Below are 16764 nucleotides of genomic sequence, written 5' to 3'. Positions count from 1 at the left end.
CCTCCATCAACACTCACGCTTACTAACCTAACACTGTTCGGCTGAGACGTTTGGCGAGTGCTCAGTCGAGCTGTGCCCACACGAAGCTGGCAAAGCTCAATGAATTCCGCAGCAAATCTGGAAGGCTGGTCTGTTCCAGGTTGGATATCGTAGCGACAGACCAGATGCCATTTTAGGGTCTATGGGAGATAATAAAGCGAGATTGAGCCTTTGCCCCTCAGCCCGACCCATTTTTTCCCATGGAACCTGTCGAAGTTTTCTTCTCTTACTCGCACCGAGACGAGAAATTGCGCGATAAGCTGGCACTGCATCTCTCGATGTTGCAGCGCCAAGGCGTGATCAAATCCTGGCACGATCGCAAAATTAGTGCGGGGACAGAGTGGGCACAGGCGATCGACGAAAAGCTCAACTCCGCCGGAATTATTCTGCTGTTAATCAGCGATCACTTTCTGGCATCGGACTACTGCTATGACATTGAAATGCAGCAGGCAGTAGCACGCCATGAGGCGGGCACCGCCCGGGTGATTCCGATTATCCTGAAGCCCGTGGATTGGAGCGGCGCGCCCTTTAGTAAACTCCAGGCATTCCCGAAAGATGCCAAACCTGTGACGAAGTGGAGTAATCGGGATGAAGCCTTTGTCAATATTGCTGAGGGGATTCGGGAGGCAGCAAAGGCGATGGCGGAGGTTTTGCAAAACAGCCAGCCTGCTGTCCAGGCAGAGCCGCAACTGCCCCCTGGTGGAGTGGATTTGGAAGAGTTGGGGGGACAGGTGCCACTGGACTCTCCTTTTTACATCAACCGTCCCCCAATTGAGTCGCGCTGTTACGAGGCGATCGTCAAACCAGGAGCACTGATTCGGGTCAAGGCACCCCGTCAGATGGGCAAATCTTCTCTAATGCTGCGGATTCTTAACTATGCCAATCAGCAGGACTACCAAACGGCATCACTGAACTTTCAACTGGTCGATCGCGATTCTCTGAGTAGTCTTGATCAGTTCTTGCAGTGGTTCTGTAGCAGTATTACCTCAGAGTTAGGAGTAGAGGAGCGATTGGAGGACTATTGGAAGGGCAAGCTGGGCTGCAAAAATAAATGCACCAACTACTTTCAGCGTTACTTACTGGCTGAACTTCAGTCTCCGCTGCTGCTATGCCTGGACGAAGTCGATGAGGTATTCCAATATCCAGAAATCGCCACAGACTTTTTTGGGATGCTGCGGGCTTGGCATGAGGATGCCAAGATCAAGCCAATTTGGAAAAATCTGCGCCTGGTGATTGTGCATTCTAAGGAAGTGTATATTCCCCTCAACATCAACCAATCGCCTTTCAACGTCGGAGTTCCAGTCGAGCTGCCGCAGTTAACCCAACCCCAGGTGACGGATCTGGTACAGCGGCATGGGTTGAACTGGACAGACACAGAGGTAGCCCAACTGATGGGCATGGTCGGGGGGCATCCCTACCTGATACGGGCAGCTCTGTACCAAATTGCGCGGGGTGAAGTATCGTTGGAACACCTCCTGCAAGATGCCCCAACAGAAGGTGGACTGTATGGAGAGCATCTCCGACGACATCTGTTGAATCTGGAGGGAGATGAGAAATTGCTGGCAGCGATGAAACAGGTAATCGCAGTCAACCAGCCTGTTGCCATCAATACCAGCGAAGCATTTAAGCTAACCAGTATGGGATTAGTCTTGTTTAAGGGCAGTGAGGTGCAGCCTTCCTGCAATTTATATCGGCAGTACTTTCGGGAACGGTTGAGGGTGGGGGCATGAATTCTACATGGGAAGCTGGATATGACTATCAGGTGGGTGGTAGTTTGCCAGCCGATGCCCTGACCTATGTGCAGCGACAGGCAGATGAGCTTTTTTACCAGGCATTGAAGGCAGGGGAGTTTTGCTATGTGCTCAATTCCCGGCAGATGGGCAAGTCCAGCCTGAAAGTACAGACCATGCAGCGGTTGCAGGCAGAGGGAATCGCCTGTGCTGCGATTGACTTGACTCGAATTGGCACCTCAGACATGAAGCCAGAACAATGGTATAGCAGCGTAATCGATAGCATTGTTAGCAGCCTAGATTTGTATGAGACGTTTGACCTCTATACCTGGTGGGAGGAACATCGTTTGTTGTCGTTTGTGCGACGGTTTGACAAGTTTATGGATGAGGTATTGCTGGTCGCGATTCCGCAACAGATCGTTGTTTTCATTGATGAGATTGATAGTGTCCTCAGTTTGCCGTTTAAGCTGGATGACTTTTTTGCGTTGATTCGAGAGTGCTATAACCGCAGAGCCGAAAAACCTGAATATGGCCGTCTAACCTTTGCGCTGCTAGGGGTGACAACACCATCAGACTTGATGCAGAACAGACAGCGGACACCGTTTAATGTAGGTTGTCCGATCGAACTAATGGGCTTTCAGTTGCAGGAAGCGCAACCGCTGGCTCAGGGTTTGGCAGCAAAGTCCAGTAATCCCAATGGGTTGATGCAGGCGGTGTTGGACTGGACGGGAGGACAGCCGTTTTTAACTCAAAAGGTCTGCAAATTGGTGTTGAGTGCAGAAGATATGGCACCCGCAGGACAGGAAGCAACCTGGGTTGAAAACCTGGTACGCAGCAGAGTGATTGAGAACTGGGAGGCACAGGATACACCAGAGCATTTGAAGACGATTCGCGATCGCCTCCTGCTCAGTGGAGAAGAACGTACCGGACGGTTGTTGGGACTGTATCAGCAGATTCTGCAACAGGGGGAAATTGCAGCGGATGACAGTTCAGAACAGGTGGAGTTGCGGCTGATAGGCTTGGTGGTGAAGCGGGAGGGCAAACTGCGGGTTTACAATCGCATCTATCAGCAGGTCTTTAATCGAGATTGGCTGGAGCGATCGCTAGCAGAATTAAGACCCTATGCTGGAGCAATGGCAGCTTGGCTTGCAGATCGGGAAAAACTTTCATTTCTGCTTAGAGGTCAAGAATTGCAAGAATCATTGACATGGGCAGAAGGGAAACAATTGAGTGCTCAAGACTACGAATTCTTGAATGCCAGTCAAGCTTTAGATAGACAAGACACATTAGATACCTTGAAAGAAGTCGAGCGAGAAACAATCCGATTCGCACAGAGCTTAGTCGGTGAAGTCAGTAATCCCCCTGCGGTTATCAGAGAAATTTTGTTTTGGACAGAGGGGCAACCGATTTTGACACAAACGTTGATTCAGCTTATTCGGAGTGTTGAATTTTCTACCTCTGAAGGTGATGAAGCAGCCTGGGTTGAACAATTGGTACGCTCTAAAGTGATTAATGATTGGAGAAATCAAGTAGTCGCAGATCACTTAAATGAGATTTGCGAGCGCTTACTCCACGATAAAGACCACGCTTTCGGACTATTAACTACATATCAAAAAATAATATCTCACGAAGCTGAACTGATTGACAATGATCCTCTGGTGCTGGAGTTGCAAAAGTTGGGATTAATTATTGCCCAGCAAGGGCAGTTGAAAGTTGCAAACCGAATTTACCAATCTATTTTCAACCAAAACTGGACTAAACACGTATTAGACAATTTACGTCCTTACGCCAAGATATTTGCTGAATGGAAAGCATCAGGCGGACGAAAATCGCAGTTACTACAGGCACAGACATTAGACGAAGCTCTAGCTTGGGCAGCAAGTAAACCTCTAGATGAACAGGAATATCAATTCTTAATCATCAGTCAGCTATCAAATAAATTAGCCTTTCAATTAATTAGAGAGAATATTCAAGAACAAGTTCTCCAATCAGCTTATAAATTGATCAAAAAACTTAGAAATCCATTAGCCGTAATTAGTGCTGCCTTGGAATGGACTAATGGGGAACCATTTACAACCATTCAAGTCCTAAGACTGGTTTGCCAAACTGATTCTGATTCTGATTGTGTACTTTGGGTTGATCACGTTGTGAGATCACACTTAATCAACGACTGGGAAGTTCAGCCTGCTGCTATATATCTTAAAACTATTTGTGATCGTTTGCTTGTACATGAGCGTGTTTTCTGGATACTGGAAACGTACCGAGAAATCTTACAGGGAGAAGTCGTAACAAACAGAATTTCTCCAGAAAGTTTGCTTTTATTGGAATCAGGATTGATTATTAATCAACATGGAACTTTGAAAATTGCTAATCGTATTTTTGAATCCGTTTTTGGAGTAGCCTGGATTGAGCAAATATCAGCAGGTTTACGTCCCTATGCCCAAACATTTGCTCTTTGGCAGGCATCAAATGGGCAGAATCTCTCTCATTTTTTGCAGGAACAGCAAGTGCAAGAAGCGCTAAATTGGCAGAAGGATAAGAGCGAATATTTGAATCGCAACGAAAAACAATTTTTGATTTCCAGTCAGATATGGAATTTACCAGAAATCCAAAGTTCTCCTGAAGAAGTGCAGATTGTAGCTATTCAGACTGCTCAAAAGTTATTTGGAAAAGTAAAAAAGCCCCTAGTTGTCATTAAAGCCGTTCTATCCTTAACTAATGGGCAACCGACCTTAACTCACAAGGCATTTCAACTTGTATGTACAGCAACAGATTGGAGCACAAATGATGAAGAACAATGGGTTCTAAAATTGTTAGAACACCACTTAATTCAAAACTGGAAAACTCAGGGAGCTGCTGAACATCTGGGTATGGTTCGAGATCGCATGTTAAATCATCAACGTGCTTTCTGGATGCTGGAAACGTATCAAAGCGTCTTAACCTCAGAAAACGTTATCTCAAATCAATGTTTAGAGCAGCAAGAGCTAATTAAAATGGGATTAATTGTGGAGCAGCAAGGGAAATTGAAGATTGCCAACTCTATTTATCGAGAAGTTTTCAATACCAGCTGGGTTGTCCAAGAATTGAAAAATCTTCGCCCCTATGCCGAATCTTTTTCCGAATGGGAAAAAGCCAACGGAGAAGGTACTGCTTATTTACCGATCTCTCATTTACTAAATAGTGCAGAACTCCACAAAGCAATTGATTGGGCAAAAGATAAAAACCTTAGCGATCAAGAGCTTCAATTTTTAACTGCCAGCCAGATATGGAACTTACCAGATGTACAAGGTACAGTAGAGCAGATCCAAGTTGATGCCATTCAGACATCGCAGGCTCTATGGGGAAAGATCAACCGTCCCCAAACCCTCATTCAAGCTGTTTTAGCTTGGACAAGTGGTCAGCCTGAACTGACTGCAATTGGTTTTCAGTTGATTCGTCTTCATTACCCATCCATATCTAACATGGATGAAAGAGAAGGGGTTGATCACTTGATGCGATCTCGCTTGCTACAAAACTGGACAACTCAAGTCGCATCTGAACATCTGAGAACTGTTCGAGATCGTGTACTTCAAAATACGCAGATAGACCCTTTATCGTTGCTCACTCTGTACCAGAAAATTTTAAGTCAGACAGATATTTTAGCTGACGATTGTATGCAGAAACACGAACTTCTGAAATCAGGCTTGGTGAAAATTGAAGGGGACAAGTTCAGTGTTGCAAATCGCATTTATGAGTTTGTTTTTGATTTAAATTGGGTTCGTCAAGCGCTGGCAAGCAATGTATCTCATTCCTATTCTCAGTCAATCTCTAATCCAAAGGCACTCAATTCACCAGGTTGGAATTGTATCTCGTGCTTTCAGAGTCATACCGAACGGGTAATCTGTGTTGCTTTCAGCATGGATTGCCAGAGTATCGCCAGTCTAGGATATGACAATATAAGAGTGAGTCAAATTGACACGACAGTCAAAATTTGGAGCTTATTAACGAAGGCTCATAACGATATGCGCTTATCTCAGGCTTACTCTACGATTGCTTTTGATGCAGAAGGGCATCTTTTGGCAAGTGGCATCGGTGACAATGGTCAGATTCTTATTTGGAATACTAAGGTAAAAGGGCTAGACAGGACACTTGCAGGACATCGAGAAGGCATTGCCTGCATGACCTTTCAACCAAATAGTCAGACTCTGATCAGTGTCGGGAAAAATGGAACAATCAAATTATGGGATGTGCAAACTCGACAACGCATTGATACTTTGCCTAACCTCTTCAGAGCAACACGCACAATTGCAATTAGCCCAGATGGGCAAGTGCTAACTAATGTTAATTCAGCAAATATCATTACGGTTCTGTATCTCCGAACTGGCAGAAAAATCACCTTTGAGCCAGTCAGAAATCAACAACAGCAGGGCAGCTTAATTAATCGATTGCTGGGGCGATCTCACAATATAATGATTAGTTGTGTCACAATCAGTCCAGACAAGCGAGTAGTCGCGACTGGACATGAGGATGGACAAATTAACCTCTGGAGCCTTGCAACTCAGGAATTGCGCTACACACTTCAAGAACATTCTAGTTCGGTAAATTCTATTGCATTTAGCTTAGATGGAAAAATCTTGGCGAGTGGTAGTCGTGATGGCGAAATCCGAATTTGGCGGTTATCTCAGTAGTTTACAGAACCTACACCTAATCTGCTGGTCTCGCATGGATTGACGTAGAGTTATAGCGGCCAAACACTAGATGGTAGAACTCGCTTTAACTCCTCCACAGTAGTTACTCCAGTTATAACTTTTTCGATAGCTGCATCCTTGAAGGACTTAAGATTATCGTTATTAAAATAACTCCGGTCTTGAGTGATCTCAGGTTTACATATAAACTGCTTAATCATTGAATCAACATTCAGCAGTTCAATTATTCCCTCTCGCCCTAGATATCCTGAACTAAAGCACTTGGAACATCCTCTTCCTTGTCGCCACATCTCTGGCTGCGCCTGTTCCCAATCCAACCCCAAATACTGCAAATCTTCGTCCGTAGGCTCGTAAGGAACGGCACAATGGGAACAAACTTTCCTCACCAATCGTTGACCAACAATCCCCAGTAAAGCTTCACTGATCAGACCTGGTTCAAGTCCCAGTCCTTTTAGCCGAGAAACTGCCGAGACTGCGTCATTAGTGTGCATCGTTGTAAAAACCAAATGCCCTGTCTGGGCTGCCTGAACCGCTGTTTCTGCTGTTTCCTCGTCGCGAATTTCGCCCACCATAATGATGTCTGGATCTTGGCGCAAAATAGCACGTAATCCAGACGCAAAGGTCATTCCCGCAGCATCAAGCACCTGTCCTTGGGTGATTCCAGGAATTTTGTATTCCACTGGATCCTCAATTGTCACCACATTCTTGGCTTCGGTTGAAACCTCCTGCAAACTTGTGTAGAGTGTACTAGTCTTACCAGAACCAGTTGGACCGGTTAGAATAATCACTCCTTGCGGCTCTTGCAACCAACCTCTATAAATATTTAACGCTGATTGAGTGAACCCTAAATCTTTAACGCTTTGAAAGGGGTTTTCTCTAGGTAGCAGACGAACCACAGCTTTTTCACCCTCTGCACCTGGAAAGGTGCTAACTCTCATATCTAGAAAACCTTCTTTAGTTTGCTCCGTTGCATAGTTCTTTTGCAGCCGTCCATCTTGGGGACGTCGATTATCAGCAATATCCATGTCGCACATAACTTTAAGTGCCATAATTAGCCTGAGACTAATTCCTGCACTTGGTTTAACAACAGTGCGTAGAATGCCATCAATTCGATAACGAATTCTTAAACCTTGAAGAGTTGGTTCAAGATGAATATCACTAACGCGATTGTAAAGAGCACTTGCAATCAGAACGTTCAGCTGATCAGTGGTGTTGCCAGTCCGTAAAAGGCACATTTCTGTCAAGGTTCCCAGATCTTCTTGTCTGGGGTTGTCTTGAAAAATTTCAACGAATTTATTGGGGTTAATCCGAGTAATATCTAATTCTTGGATATAGCACCAGTCACGGTAACTTTTCTCCGCAATAGGAATGATTTCAATTTCCGACTTAGTGCGATCTCGCAACTTGTCAAGCGTCTCGACTCCCAAATCTAGATAGCTACCTAAATAGTAGCGATTTTGTTGGAGAAGCAGAGGAATCACTGGAGGTAGTCCATTATCATCGCGAATAGCACGTCGGAACCGATGGTTGACATCCAAATCAAGTTGATCTAAATTAACGATTCCTTCATCGCTCACCAGTAATTTTAGCGCCTCATCAAGTGTAATTTGGCGCTTGATAAGTTGCTGCCAGATAGATGCCATGCCAACCTCCAAAATGTATAATGAAATACATACAGCCGAAGATTATGTCTGTTTTTTAGTATGCTCTCTGTTTTTGGGTAGCAACGAGTTGTTTATGTAAAATTTAAATTTAAGAAAAATTTATCTCCCTCTGTTCTTGCCTCCACAGTGCTAGGGTCGAGATAGTGATGGTTAAACCTCTCCCCTTAACGATCTCCCAATGTGTGGCATACCAGCAAAAAGTAGACGAAAATATGCAACCCATTCTATCCATCCAATATTTCTCAAACTAAAATTGCTGAATTTTGGCATCCGGGAGCGAGATCAAAATCCTCACCAGGCATCAGAGTTCTGTTAACAGTGTGAGTTTCATCCCGGATGGCAAAACCGTTGCCTCTGCCAGTGACGACATGACGTGACGCTGTGGAGCTTTGATCTGGATAATTTGATGGCGCTGAGTTGCGATTGGGTTCGTCCCTACTTGACCAGTAACCCCAATGTCAGCGACAGCGAACGGCAAATGTGCGGTATTTCCGGCAAGAAGTAGAGGGAGTGGGGAGTGGTGCCCAAGACCTCCGAGGTTTTGAAAACCTCGGAGGTCTTAAACTTTGGAGGTCTGAACAGCGCGATTGCCCACCTCCCAGAAACCGGGGTTCTTGGGAAAATTAGGGGGCGATCGCATAACACTTGTGCAGAACCCCGGTTTCTCCAGTCCCCGCGATCGCCTTTACCCAGAACTCTGGTTTCTCAAACATTCGCGAACTTGCGATGATACACTGCCAGACTATCCCAATTCAGAGATTCCATAAAGAATAACACCAGACAATAGTCATCACTCGTTTCAGGATGTTCCAGCCAGGTCGCCTGTAATCGCCCACTGCTTGCGGTTTCTAATGCCATTAGTGTCTGACTCACCTCTGCCATATCCTGCACGATCTCGGCAACACTGACCCATTGTCCCTTCGGTTGTGCCAACAAACCTATTACAAAAGGTTGATTAGCTTTGAGAGACAGCAGATCCGCCGTAAAATCTAATAACTCATCTTCAAGATCCAATGCATCTGGGTACTCAGTGGTCACAGTATTTGCTGTCATAAGAAGATCTCCTGAAATTGAGCAAATTCTGACTCCGTAACTGGGCTACGCTCACCTCGTTGAATCTTGCGTAAATGAGCCTGTTTTGGACGGACTAAACTCGTGACTAATTCCCCGTTGGCTTCAAAAACGTGTTCTCTACCTCGATTGCCTCGAACGATATATCGCCCATCTATCTGAACAAACACGTCAGCAGGGCGTGCCCGTTGAGCATCGTTAAAGGCTTCGCGGACTGGTCTTCCTGCTTCACCACGCTCTTTTGAGTGATCACTCCTCATGCTCTGCTGTTTCCCTTGCAACCGATTATAACTCCCATCATTGAGAGACATGATCACCTTCCCAAAAACGGGATTCTAATGAGGCGGCTGTGTGATTGCCGTTATCCTAAAGAACTCCGGTTTTCCAAGAGCCGCGATCGCCCCAACTCAGGAATCGTTTTTTTGCAACTTGACTGGGAAATCGCTCAATTTCCTTGAGCCCAGTCCTCCAGCAATAGACCTGGAACTTGAGAAAAATCTCGATGGTTGCGAGTCACAATTGTTGCCCCGAGAGCAAGAGCAATCGCCGCAATCCGCATATCTTTTTGCATACGCTTCTTCGCTAACAATGGCGTTGCTTTCAGTATTGATTGATAGCGATCGCCCGCTCCAGGATCAAAATCCAATATTAGCAACCGTTGGCACAGAGCGATCGTGCGGCTCAATTTGCCGTATAACCGCACGACATCTTCAATCTTGCTTGCGGCATTAATCCGCACCACCCAGCCATTAAAAAGCTCCTGCATCGTCACAATCGTAATCGCAACATCCGCACCCACCTCAGCAACGCGATCGCTCAGCTGCGGATGCCGATTGAATAACAGCGAAACATGATCGGTATCTAAAATCCACAAGCTCATGCCACATCATCCAGATCCAACTCACGCTCTGCCCGCAACTCTGCCGCGATCTCGGCAAACTCTGCATCGCCCTCAAACATGCCAATGAACTCCGTCCAAGGATTTTCCCGCTCAGGTAATGCCGATGGCAATTCAAGCGGAATTTCGAGCGGTACAATTCTAGCTTTGGCTAAACGCTGGATAATGATTTGACGCAATTGCGCGATCGCCTGCTCATCCGTAGACGCTTCCACTTGGCAATCTGGTAATTCCAAAACCCTCGCCACTGAGAGTCCATTTGCTGTTTGCTCAAGCACAAGATTGAGCTTTATGCTTTGTGGGGGCGGAATTTGCATGACCATACGTTCATTTGCCCAATGAATCTGTTCATAGCTTAACAAGGCAAAGAATGATTTTTCTTGCAGATTATCCCTTGCGCGATCGCCCACCTCCCAAAAACCGGGGTGCTTGGGAAAACTTTGGGGCGATCACAAAGATTGCTGGCAGAACCCCGGTTTCTCAATTCCCTGCGATCGCCGATCATCATACCCTGCGCGATCGTCCAGAAACATCGCTCTCAAATGAACTCAACGTGATTACGCATTGAATCTGGGGATTGGGATTCATAGTAAGCACCCAGTTTTCCAGAATTAGCTGTCCGTCCTTTCAGGTAGTACTCTCCTTACAGGGAATTAAATTGCGAACTTGAAGCCCGTGCGGTTTGTCACTGATAATAGGCAATAGTCGCCAGACATCGGTAGCCTTATTAGGGTATAATACTACATATACTACAAATCTACGGCTGATTGCCTGCCGACTGGTTGCTTGCCCATACTCACTCTCTCACCTACTTAAACTGTGACAGATTCAGGACTCTACAAAGACACCGTCAACTTGCCCAAGACCAGTTTTGATATGCGGGCAAACGCTACCAAGCGTGAGCCAGAGCTACAGGCGTTTTGGGCAGAGCAACAGATTTATCAGCGCTTATCGCAGGACAATCCAGGTGCCCCCTTTGTGTTACATGATGGACCCCCCTACGCCAATGGTTCCCTCCACATTGGGCATGCTCTGAACAAGATTCTGAAAGACGTGATTAATAAGTATCAACTGTTGCAGGGACGGAAGGTTCGTTACGTGCCCGGTTGGGATTGTCACGGTTTGCCGATTGAGCTGAAAGTACTACAAGCCATGAAGCCCGAAGAACGGAAGCAACTGACGCCGATTAAGCTGCGCCAGAAAGCGAAGGAATTTGCTCTCAAAACTGTGGATGAACAACGCCAGAGTTTCAAGCGCTATGGGGTCTGGGGTGATTGGGAGCATCCCTACCTCACCCTCACGCCGGAATACGAAGCTGCCCAGATTGGTGTGTTTGGGCAGATGGTTTTGAAAGGTTATATCTATCGGGGTTTAAAGCCAGTTCACTGGAGTCCTAGTTCGAGGACTGCCCTGGCAGAGGCAGAGTTGGAGTATCCAGAGGGGCACACCTCGCGATCGCTCTATGCGGCGTTTGAGGTCACGAGTCTACCTCCAGTTCTGCAAGCTCCCCTCGATCCCTATCTGGGTGAACTGGGGGTTGCCATCTGGACGACCACTCCCTGGACGATCCCTGCCAACCTGGCGGTCAGTGTCAATCCAGCACTGGTATATGCGGTAGTTGAAGTGGGCGAAGGATTAAATTTAAAGACTCGCCTGGGGCAGATGCGCTACCTGATCGTGGCAAAAGATCTGGTTGAGCGGCTCTCAGAAACATTGGGGACTAACCTGACCGTTCAAGCAACGGTGATGGGAAAAGCATTGGAGCATACAACTTACCGCCATCCCCTGTTCGATCGCCAGAGCGAAGTCGTGATTGGCGGAGACTATGTAACCACCGAATCCGGGACCGGACTGGTGCATACTGCCCCCGGTCATGGTCAGGATGACTACCTGGTGGGTCAACGCTATGGCTTACCAATTCTGTCCCCGGTGGATGACGATGGCAACTTCACGGAAGAAGCAGGTGCGTTTGCAGGTCTGAACGTCCTGGGTGAGGGGAATGGTGCCGTCGTGGATGCCCTTAAGGAAGTCGGAGCGTTGCTGAAGGAAGAACCCTACCTGCACAAGTATCCCTACGACTGGCGCACCAAAAAGCCGACGATTTTCCGTGCCACCGAGCAGTGGTTTGCCTCCGTGGAAGGGTTCCGGGAGCAGGCATTGAAGGCGATCGCAGAAGTGACCTGGATCCCTGCACAGGGCGAAAATCGGATCACCGCGATGGTTGCCGAACGTTCAGACTGGTGTATCTCTCGCCAGCGCAGTTGGGGGGTGCCTATCCCCGTTTTCTACGACGAGGAGACGAATGAACCGCTGCTGAACGAGGAAACCATCAGCCATGCCCGTGCAATCATTGCAGAACATGGTTCTGATGCCTGGTGGGAACTTCCGGTTGCCGATCTTCTACCCCAGCAGTATCGTAATAACGGACGTACCTACCGCAAAGGCACCGACACCATGGATGTCTGGTTTGACTCTGGTTCTTCCTGGGCAGCGGTGGCAGAGCAGCGTCCCGAACTGCACTACCCGGTTGAAATGTACCTGGAAGGTTCCGACCAACATCGGGGTTGGTTCCAGTCCAGTTTACTCACCAGCGTTGCCGTCAATGGACACGCGCCCTACAAAGCGGTGTTGACCCATGGATTTACCCTGGATGAACAGGGACGCAAAATGAGCAAATCTCTGGGCAACACCGTTGACCCAACCATTGTGATTAATGGGGGTAAGAACCAGAAAGAAGAACCCCCCTACGGAGCCGATGTCCTGCGCCTCTGGGTTTCTTCAGTGGATTACTCTTCTGATGTGCCGATCGGCAAAAATATCCTGAAGCAACTGGCAGACATCTATCGCAAGATCCGCAACACTGCCCGGTTCTTGCTCGGCAATCTGCACGACTTCGACCCGGAAATCAACGCCGTGCCTTATGAGAAATTGCCTGAACTCGATCGCTACATGCTGCATCGCATCACCGAGGTATTCAGTGAAGTGAACGATGCCTTTGAAAGCTTCCAGTTCTTCCGCTTCTTCCAGACGGTTCAAAACTTTTGTGTGGTGGATCTGTCTAACTTCTACCTCGACATTGCCAAGGACCGGCTCTATATCAGTGCGGTCGATTCTCCTCGCCGCCGCAGTTGCCAAACGGTGCTGGCAGCGGCATTGGAAAACCTGGCACGGGCGATCGCCCCTGTCCTGTCTCACATGGCAGAAGATATCTGGCAACATCTGCCCTACCCTACTCCCCATCGATCAGTGTTTCAGTCCGGTTGGGTAAAACTGGAAGACCAATGGCAGGCTCCCAAACTGGCAGAAAAATGGTTGGCTCTGCGGCAGATCCGGGCAGAGGTCAATCGAGTGCTGGAGCAGGCACGCACCGAAAAGGCGATCGGCTCTTCCCTGGAAGCAAAAGTCCTGCTGTATGTGTCCACCCCCCAACAGCGCCAACTCCTGCAAACGTTAAATCCAGCCGATAGTTTGATCAGGAATGGTGTGGATGAACTGCGCTATCTGTTCCTCACCTCTCAAGTTGAATTGGTAGACTCTCTCAATGCCTTAGAAGGGCTGAAATACAGTTTCCAATCAGGCTCATTGGGAATTGGAGTGGTGGATGCCGAAGGGCAGAAATGCGATCGCTGCTGGAACTACTCCACCCATGTGGGCGAATCGACCCAGCATCCGCTTCTATGTGAACGCTGTATTCCTGCTATTGAGGGAGCGTTTTAAGTTTGCTTGATGGTAAGTCAGGATCAGGTTTCGACTTCGCTCAACCTTCCCATCCCTACAACGGCTGGGTTTCATTACTGGGTAGCAAGACTTTAACCGTGGTTTGTTGCCCAGGGACGCTTTCAATGCCCAAACTGCCTCCGTGGATTTCGACCATGCGCTTGGCGATCGCCAACCCCAACCCTGAACCCTGCTGCTCATAAAACTTGCGTTCAAACTGCATGTATGCCCCCAAGCTGGCGATCTGGTCAGCGGTCATCCCCCGCCCATAGTCAATAATCCATAGGGTCAACCATCCAGAATCGACAAGGGTGGTTAGCTGAATCGATGTGCCCGCCCTGGAAAACTTAAAGGCATTGTCGATTAGCTCTTCGACAACTTTGTTTAGCTTCAGGTCGGCAATTTGAACCGTTGCATTTTGCAAATTCAATGCCAGATCAGTTTGCCTGCCATAACGTTTTGCTACCTGCGTGGCAACGTTTGTAATCAGAACTTTAGGATAATGGGTGCTAACACTGCGCAAGAGATTGATCCGGTCCAGGTCTTTCACCGTCAGTTCCAGTTCAACATAGAGCAGGTAGTTCTGGATCAATCGGTGTAAGCGGTCAGCCGCCGAGTAAATGCCTTCTGCAACTTCTAAAATTTCCTGCCGTTCAATCGTCTGATAGTCTTCAATCAACAGTTCCGCTAAACCTAAGATTCCATGCAGGGGGGTTCGCACTTCGTGGGGAAGGGAAAGGGCGATACTATTCCGCAAGTCATCAAGCTGCTGCTGCGATTGACTGACAAGAATCTCTTGCTTTTCAAACCGACTGGTGATCGCGCCCAGCAGTTCTGCGGCTGTACAGGGCTTGGTCAGGTAGTCATCGGCTCCCATCTGCATGCCCTGGCGGACGCTCTCTTTGGTGCCCATCGCCGTTAAAAAAATAAACGGAATTGTCGCAGTGGTTGGATTCTGACGGAGGGCAGATAACACGCCGTAGCCGTCTGGGCGGGGCATCACCACATCACACAGAATCAAATGGGGCAGGTATTCCTGCGCCCGCTGGATACCGATACTGCCATTCTCAGCCCCAATTACTTGAAAACCTTCGACTGCGAGCAATTCCAGAATCGTCTCTCGAATGGAGCGCTCATCTTCAATGACCAGAATTTTTTTCATTGAGCATTTTTTAACGATTTTTTTAACGATTTATCTAAAAGAGGTTATTTAAAACAACCTTAGGACACTTTTGTCCCCAATCTGGCAATGCTTAATTGAGTGAAAGATCTCCCGGACTAAAGGGGTTTGTAGACCAGTGGCACCTCTATCAAGCTGACCAAAGCGGTTTTTTGTATAGACGAGGTCACCTCAAGTATTCCCTTCCGCCTGAGCAGAATTGTCTTGCACAGGATGAAACCTGAAAACCGTATGATTGATCCGTCATAGGGGATTGTTTGCACAGCCTATTATCTGCATAGCGCATTATCTGCCATTGAGGAGCCAAGATTAAAACATGGGTGGGAGTTCTGCAAACGATGGGGCTGATCTGGGGGCGATCGCAGTGCTGGCAGGAATTTCAGCGATTCAATCCTGGGAAGAACTGGAAACCGGCTGGAAAACCCAGCTTGAGCGAAGCGTTGCACCAGGGGCAACGGTGAAAGGTGTGCTGTTTCCTGATAGTGCCGCAGCCCTGGCAAAGGTCATGTTCGCGGCTAACCGTAAGCAGTGGCAGGTTCTTCCCTGTGGATCTGGCAGCAAACTGGATTGGGGAGGAGTGGTAGGGCAAGCGCCAGGGAACCGCTCTGATTCACAACCGCTGATGGCAGTCAGTACGGGGCAGCTAAATCGGCTGATTGACCATGCAGTGGGGGATCTGACCGTGACGGTGGAGGCAGGGATGGGGTTTGCCGAGTTGCAGGCAATCCTGGCGACAGCGGGGCAGTTTTTGGCGATCGACCCGGCATTTCCAGAACGGGCAACCATTGGCGGGATGGTGGCAACCGCCGATACTGGCTCGTTGCGGCATCGGTATCACAGCCTGCGAGATATGCTTCTGGGTCTTTCCTTTGTCCGTGCCGATGGGCAAATTGCCAAAGCTGGAGGCCGGGTCGTGAAAAATGTAGCGGGCTATGACCTGATGAAGCTATTGACTGGCTCCTATGGCACATTGGGCATTCTGACCCAGGTCACCTTGCGGGTGTATCCCCTACCAGAAGCGTCCCAAACGGTCGTGTTAGCTGGTGAAGTGAGGCTAATTCAGCAGGCGGTTAGCCGTTTACTCAGTTCAGTGCTGACTCCGGCATCGGTTGACCTGCTTTCTAGCCGAATGGTGCAAGCCCTGGCATTACCATTGGTCACGGGAATGGCGATCGCTGTTCGATTCCAAAGTATCCAGTCCAGTGTGCAGCAGCAGGTGAACCGCACCCTCGAACTGGGGCGATCGCTGGGACTCACGGCTTTCACGGACCCAGAAGTAGACGAGGCTCTATGGAAAAAGATGGGAAGTTCCATGACCGCCGCAGACCAGCAACCAGCAATTACCTGCAAAATAGGAGTAAGACCCTCCGAAGCAGCAACCGTGCTGGAACAGATTGGACACATCATGCCTCCTTCCCTTGTCTGGTATGGACAAATTCATGCCGCCAGCGGACTGGGGCGGCTGGTTTTCCCAGTTTCCGACCTTCCCTCGAAGCTTCTGTTGCAGGTGCGATCGCAGTGTGAAACCAGCGGTGGTTTTCTCTCTATCCTGCAAGCCCCGGTGGCTCTTAAACAACAGATGGATGTCTGGGGCTACACCGGAAATGCCCTTGCCTTGATGCAAAAGCTAAAACACCAATTTGACCCCAATGCCTGTTTAAGTCCGCATCGATTCGTGGGGGGAATTTGAGGAAGTAACAGGTGAGGAGGTAGGGGAGAGTTGTTAGTTGTTGGTTGTTAGTTGTTAGAGAGGGAAGAGCGGCAGAGGAGGAGTGAATTA

General features: G+C 48.2%; 13 protein-coding genes. 7 read left to right on the top strand and 6 right to left on the bottom strand.

The features are described 5' to 3' along the window. The first annotated feature begins 239 nt into the window (after positions 1-239). Both AC1S52_RS17730 and AC1S52_RS17725 read left to right on the top strand, forming a co-directional pair. The gene (locus AC1S52_RS17730) at positions 240-1769 is read left to right on the top strand and encodes an AAA-like domain-containing protein (protein WP_482030371.1); all 1530 of its coding nucleotides are present in this window, start codon (positions 240-242) and stop codon (positions 1767-1769) included. Next, complete coding sequence (locus tag AC1S52_RS17725) at positions 1766-6436, top strand: AAA-like domain-containing protein (protein WP_482030370.1); 4671 nt, start codon at positions 1766-1768, stop codon at positions 6434-6436. The genes AC1S52_RS17730 and AC1S52_RS17725 overlap by 4 nt, the downstream gene beginning before the upstream one ends. A 50-nt stretch (positions 6437-6486) precedes the next feature. Here the strand turns inward: AC1S52_RS17725 and AC1S52_RS17720 are convergent, their stop codons facing one another. Then, a complete protein-coding gene (locus AC1S52_RS17720; protein WP_482030369.1) occupies positions 6487-8097 on the bottom strand; it encodes a GspE/PulE family protein in 1611 nt (536 codons plus the stop codon). 341 nt (positions 8098-8438) lie between these two features. On the opposite strand from AC1S52_RS17720, the gene AC1S52_RS17715 reads away from it, so the two are divergent. Together AC1S52_RS17715 and AC1S52_RS17710 are read left to right on the top strand one after the other, a co-directional pair. Then, positions 8439-8495, top strand: a complete 57-nt coding sequence (locus AC1S52_RS17715; protein WP_482030385.1) for a hypothetical protein — start codon at positions 8439-8441, stop codon at positions 8493-8495. Then, positions 8492-8623: a hypothetical protein gene (locus AC1S52_RS17710; protein WP_482030368.1), complete on the top strand. Its 132-nt coding sequence runs from the start codon at positions 8492-8494 to the stop codon at positions 8621-8623. The genes AC1S52_RS17715 and AC1S52_RS17710 overlap by 4 nt, the downstream gene beginning before the upstream one ends. A gap of 200 nt (positions 8624-8823) precedes the next feature. Here AC1S52_RS17710 and AC1S52_RS17705 read toward each other — a convergent pair whose 3' ends face one another. The 4 genes from AC1S52_RS17705 to AC1S52_RS17690 all read right to left on the bottom strand — a co-directional run bounded on the left by AC1S52_RS17705 (position 8824) and on the right by AC1S52_RS17690 (position 10404). After that, complete coding sequence (locus tag AC1S52_RS17705) at positions 8824-9171, bottom strand: hypothetical protein (RefSeq protein WP_482030367.1); 348 nt, start codon at positions 9169-9171, stop codon at positions 8824-8826. Beyond that, on the bottom strand, positions 9168-9500 hold the full coding sequence (locus AC1S52_RS17700) for a hypothetical protein (RefSeq protein ID WP_482030366.1): 333 nt from the start codon (positions 9498-9500) through the stop codon (positions 9168-9170). The genes AC1S52_RS17705 and AC1S52_RS17700 overlap by 4 nt, the downstream gene beginning before the upstream one ends. Before the next feature lie 134 nt (positions 9501-9634). Continuing rightward, positions 9635-10069: a type II toxin-antitoxin system VapC family toxin gene (locus AC1S52_RS17695; RefSeq protein WP_482030364.1), complete on the bottom strand. Its 435-nt coding sequence runs from the start codon at positions 10067-10069 to the stop codon at positions 9635-9637. Continuing rightward, the gene (locus AC1S52_RS17690) at positions 10066-10404 is read right to left on the bottom strand and encodes a hypothetical protein (RefSeq protein ID WP_482030363.1); all 339 of its coding nucleotides are present in this window, start codon (positions 10402-10404) and stop codon (positions 10066-10068) included. Before AC1S52_RS17690 ends, AC1S52_RS17695 begins: the two co-directional genes overlap by 4 nt. A 53-nt stretch (positions 10405-10457) precedes the next feature. On the opposite strand from AC1S52_RS17690, the gene AC1S52_RS17685 reads away from it, so the two are divergent. Continuing rightward, entirely contained in the window at positions 10458-10655 is a 198-nt protein-coding gene (locus AC1S52_RS17685) for a hypothetical protein (RefSeq protein WP_482030362.1), read from the top strand. A 251-nt stretch (positions 10656-10906) separates the two neighbouring features. Beyond that, entirely contained in the window at positions 10907-13804 is a 2898-nt protein-coding gene (gene ileS / locus AC1S52_RS17680; RefSeq protein ID WP_482030361.1) for an isoleucine--tRNA ligase, read from the top strand. Between the two features lie 55 nt (positions 13805-13859). On the opposite strand, the gene AC1S52_RS17675 is transcribed toward ileS, so the two are convergent. After that, complete coding sequence (locus tag AC1S52_RS17675; protein ID WP_482030360.1) at positions 13860-14966, bottom strand: hybrid sensor histidine kinase/response regulator; 1107 nt, start codon at positions 14964-14966, stop codon at positions 13860-13862. 334 nt (positions 14967-15300) lie between these two features. Here AC1S52_RS17675 and AC1S52_RS17670 point away from each other — a divergent pair, with 334 nt between their 5' ends. Continuing rightward, complete coding sequence (locus AC1S52_RS17670; protein ID WP_482030358.1) at positions 15301-16674, top strand: FAD-binding oxidoreductase; 1374 nt, start codon at positions 15301-15303, stop codon at positions 16672-16674. The last annotated feature ends 90 nt before the right edge of the window (positions 16675-16764 follow it).

It is taken from the genome of Kovacikia sp. CALU 1929, from assembly GCF_056784235.1.
This window is presented reverse-complemented; position numbering and strand designations above follow the sequence as displayed.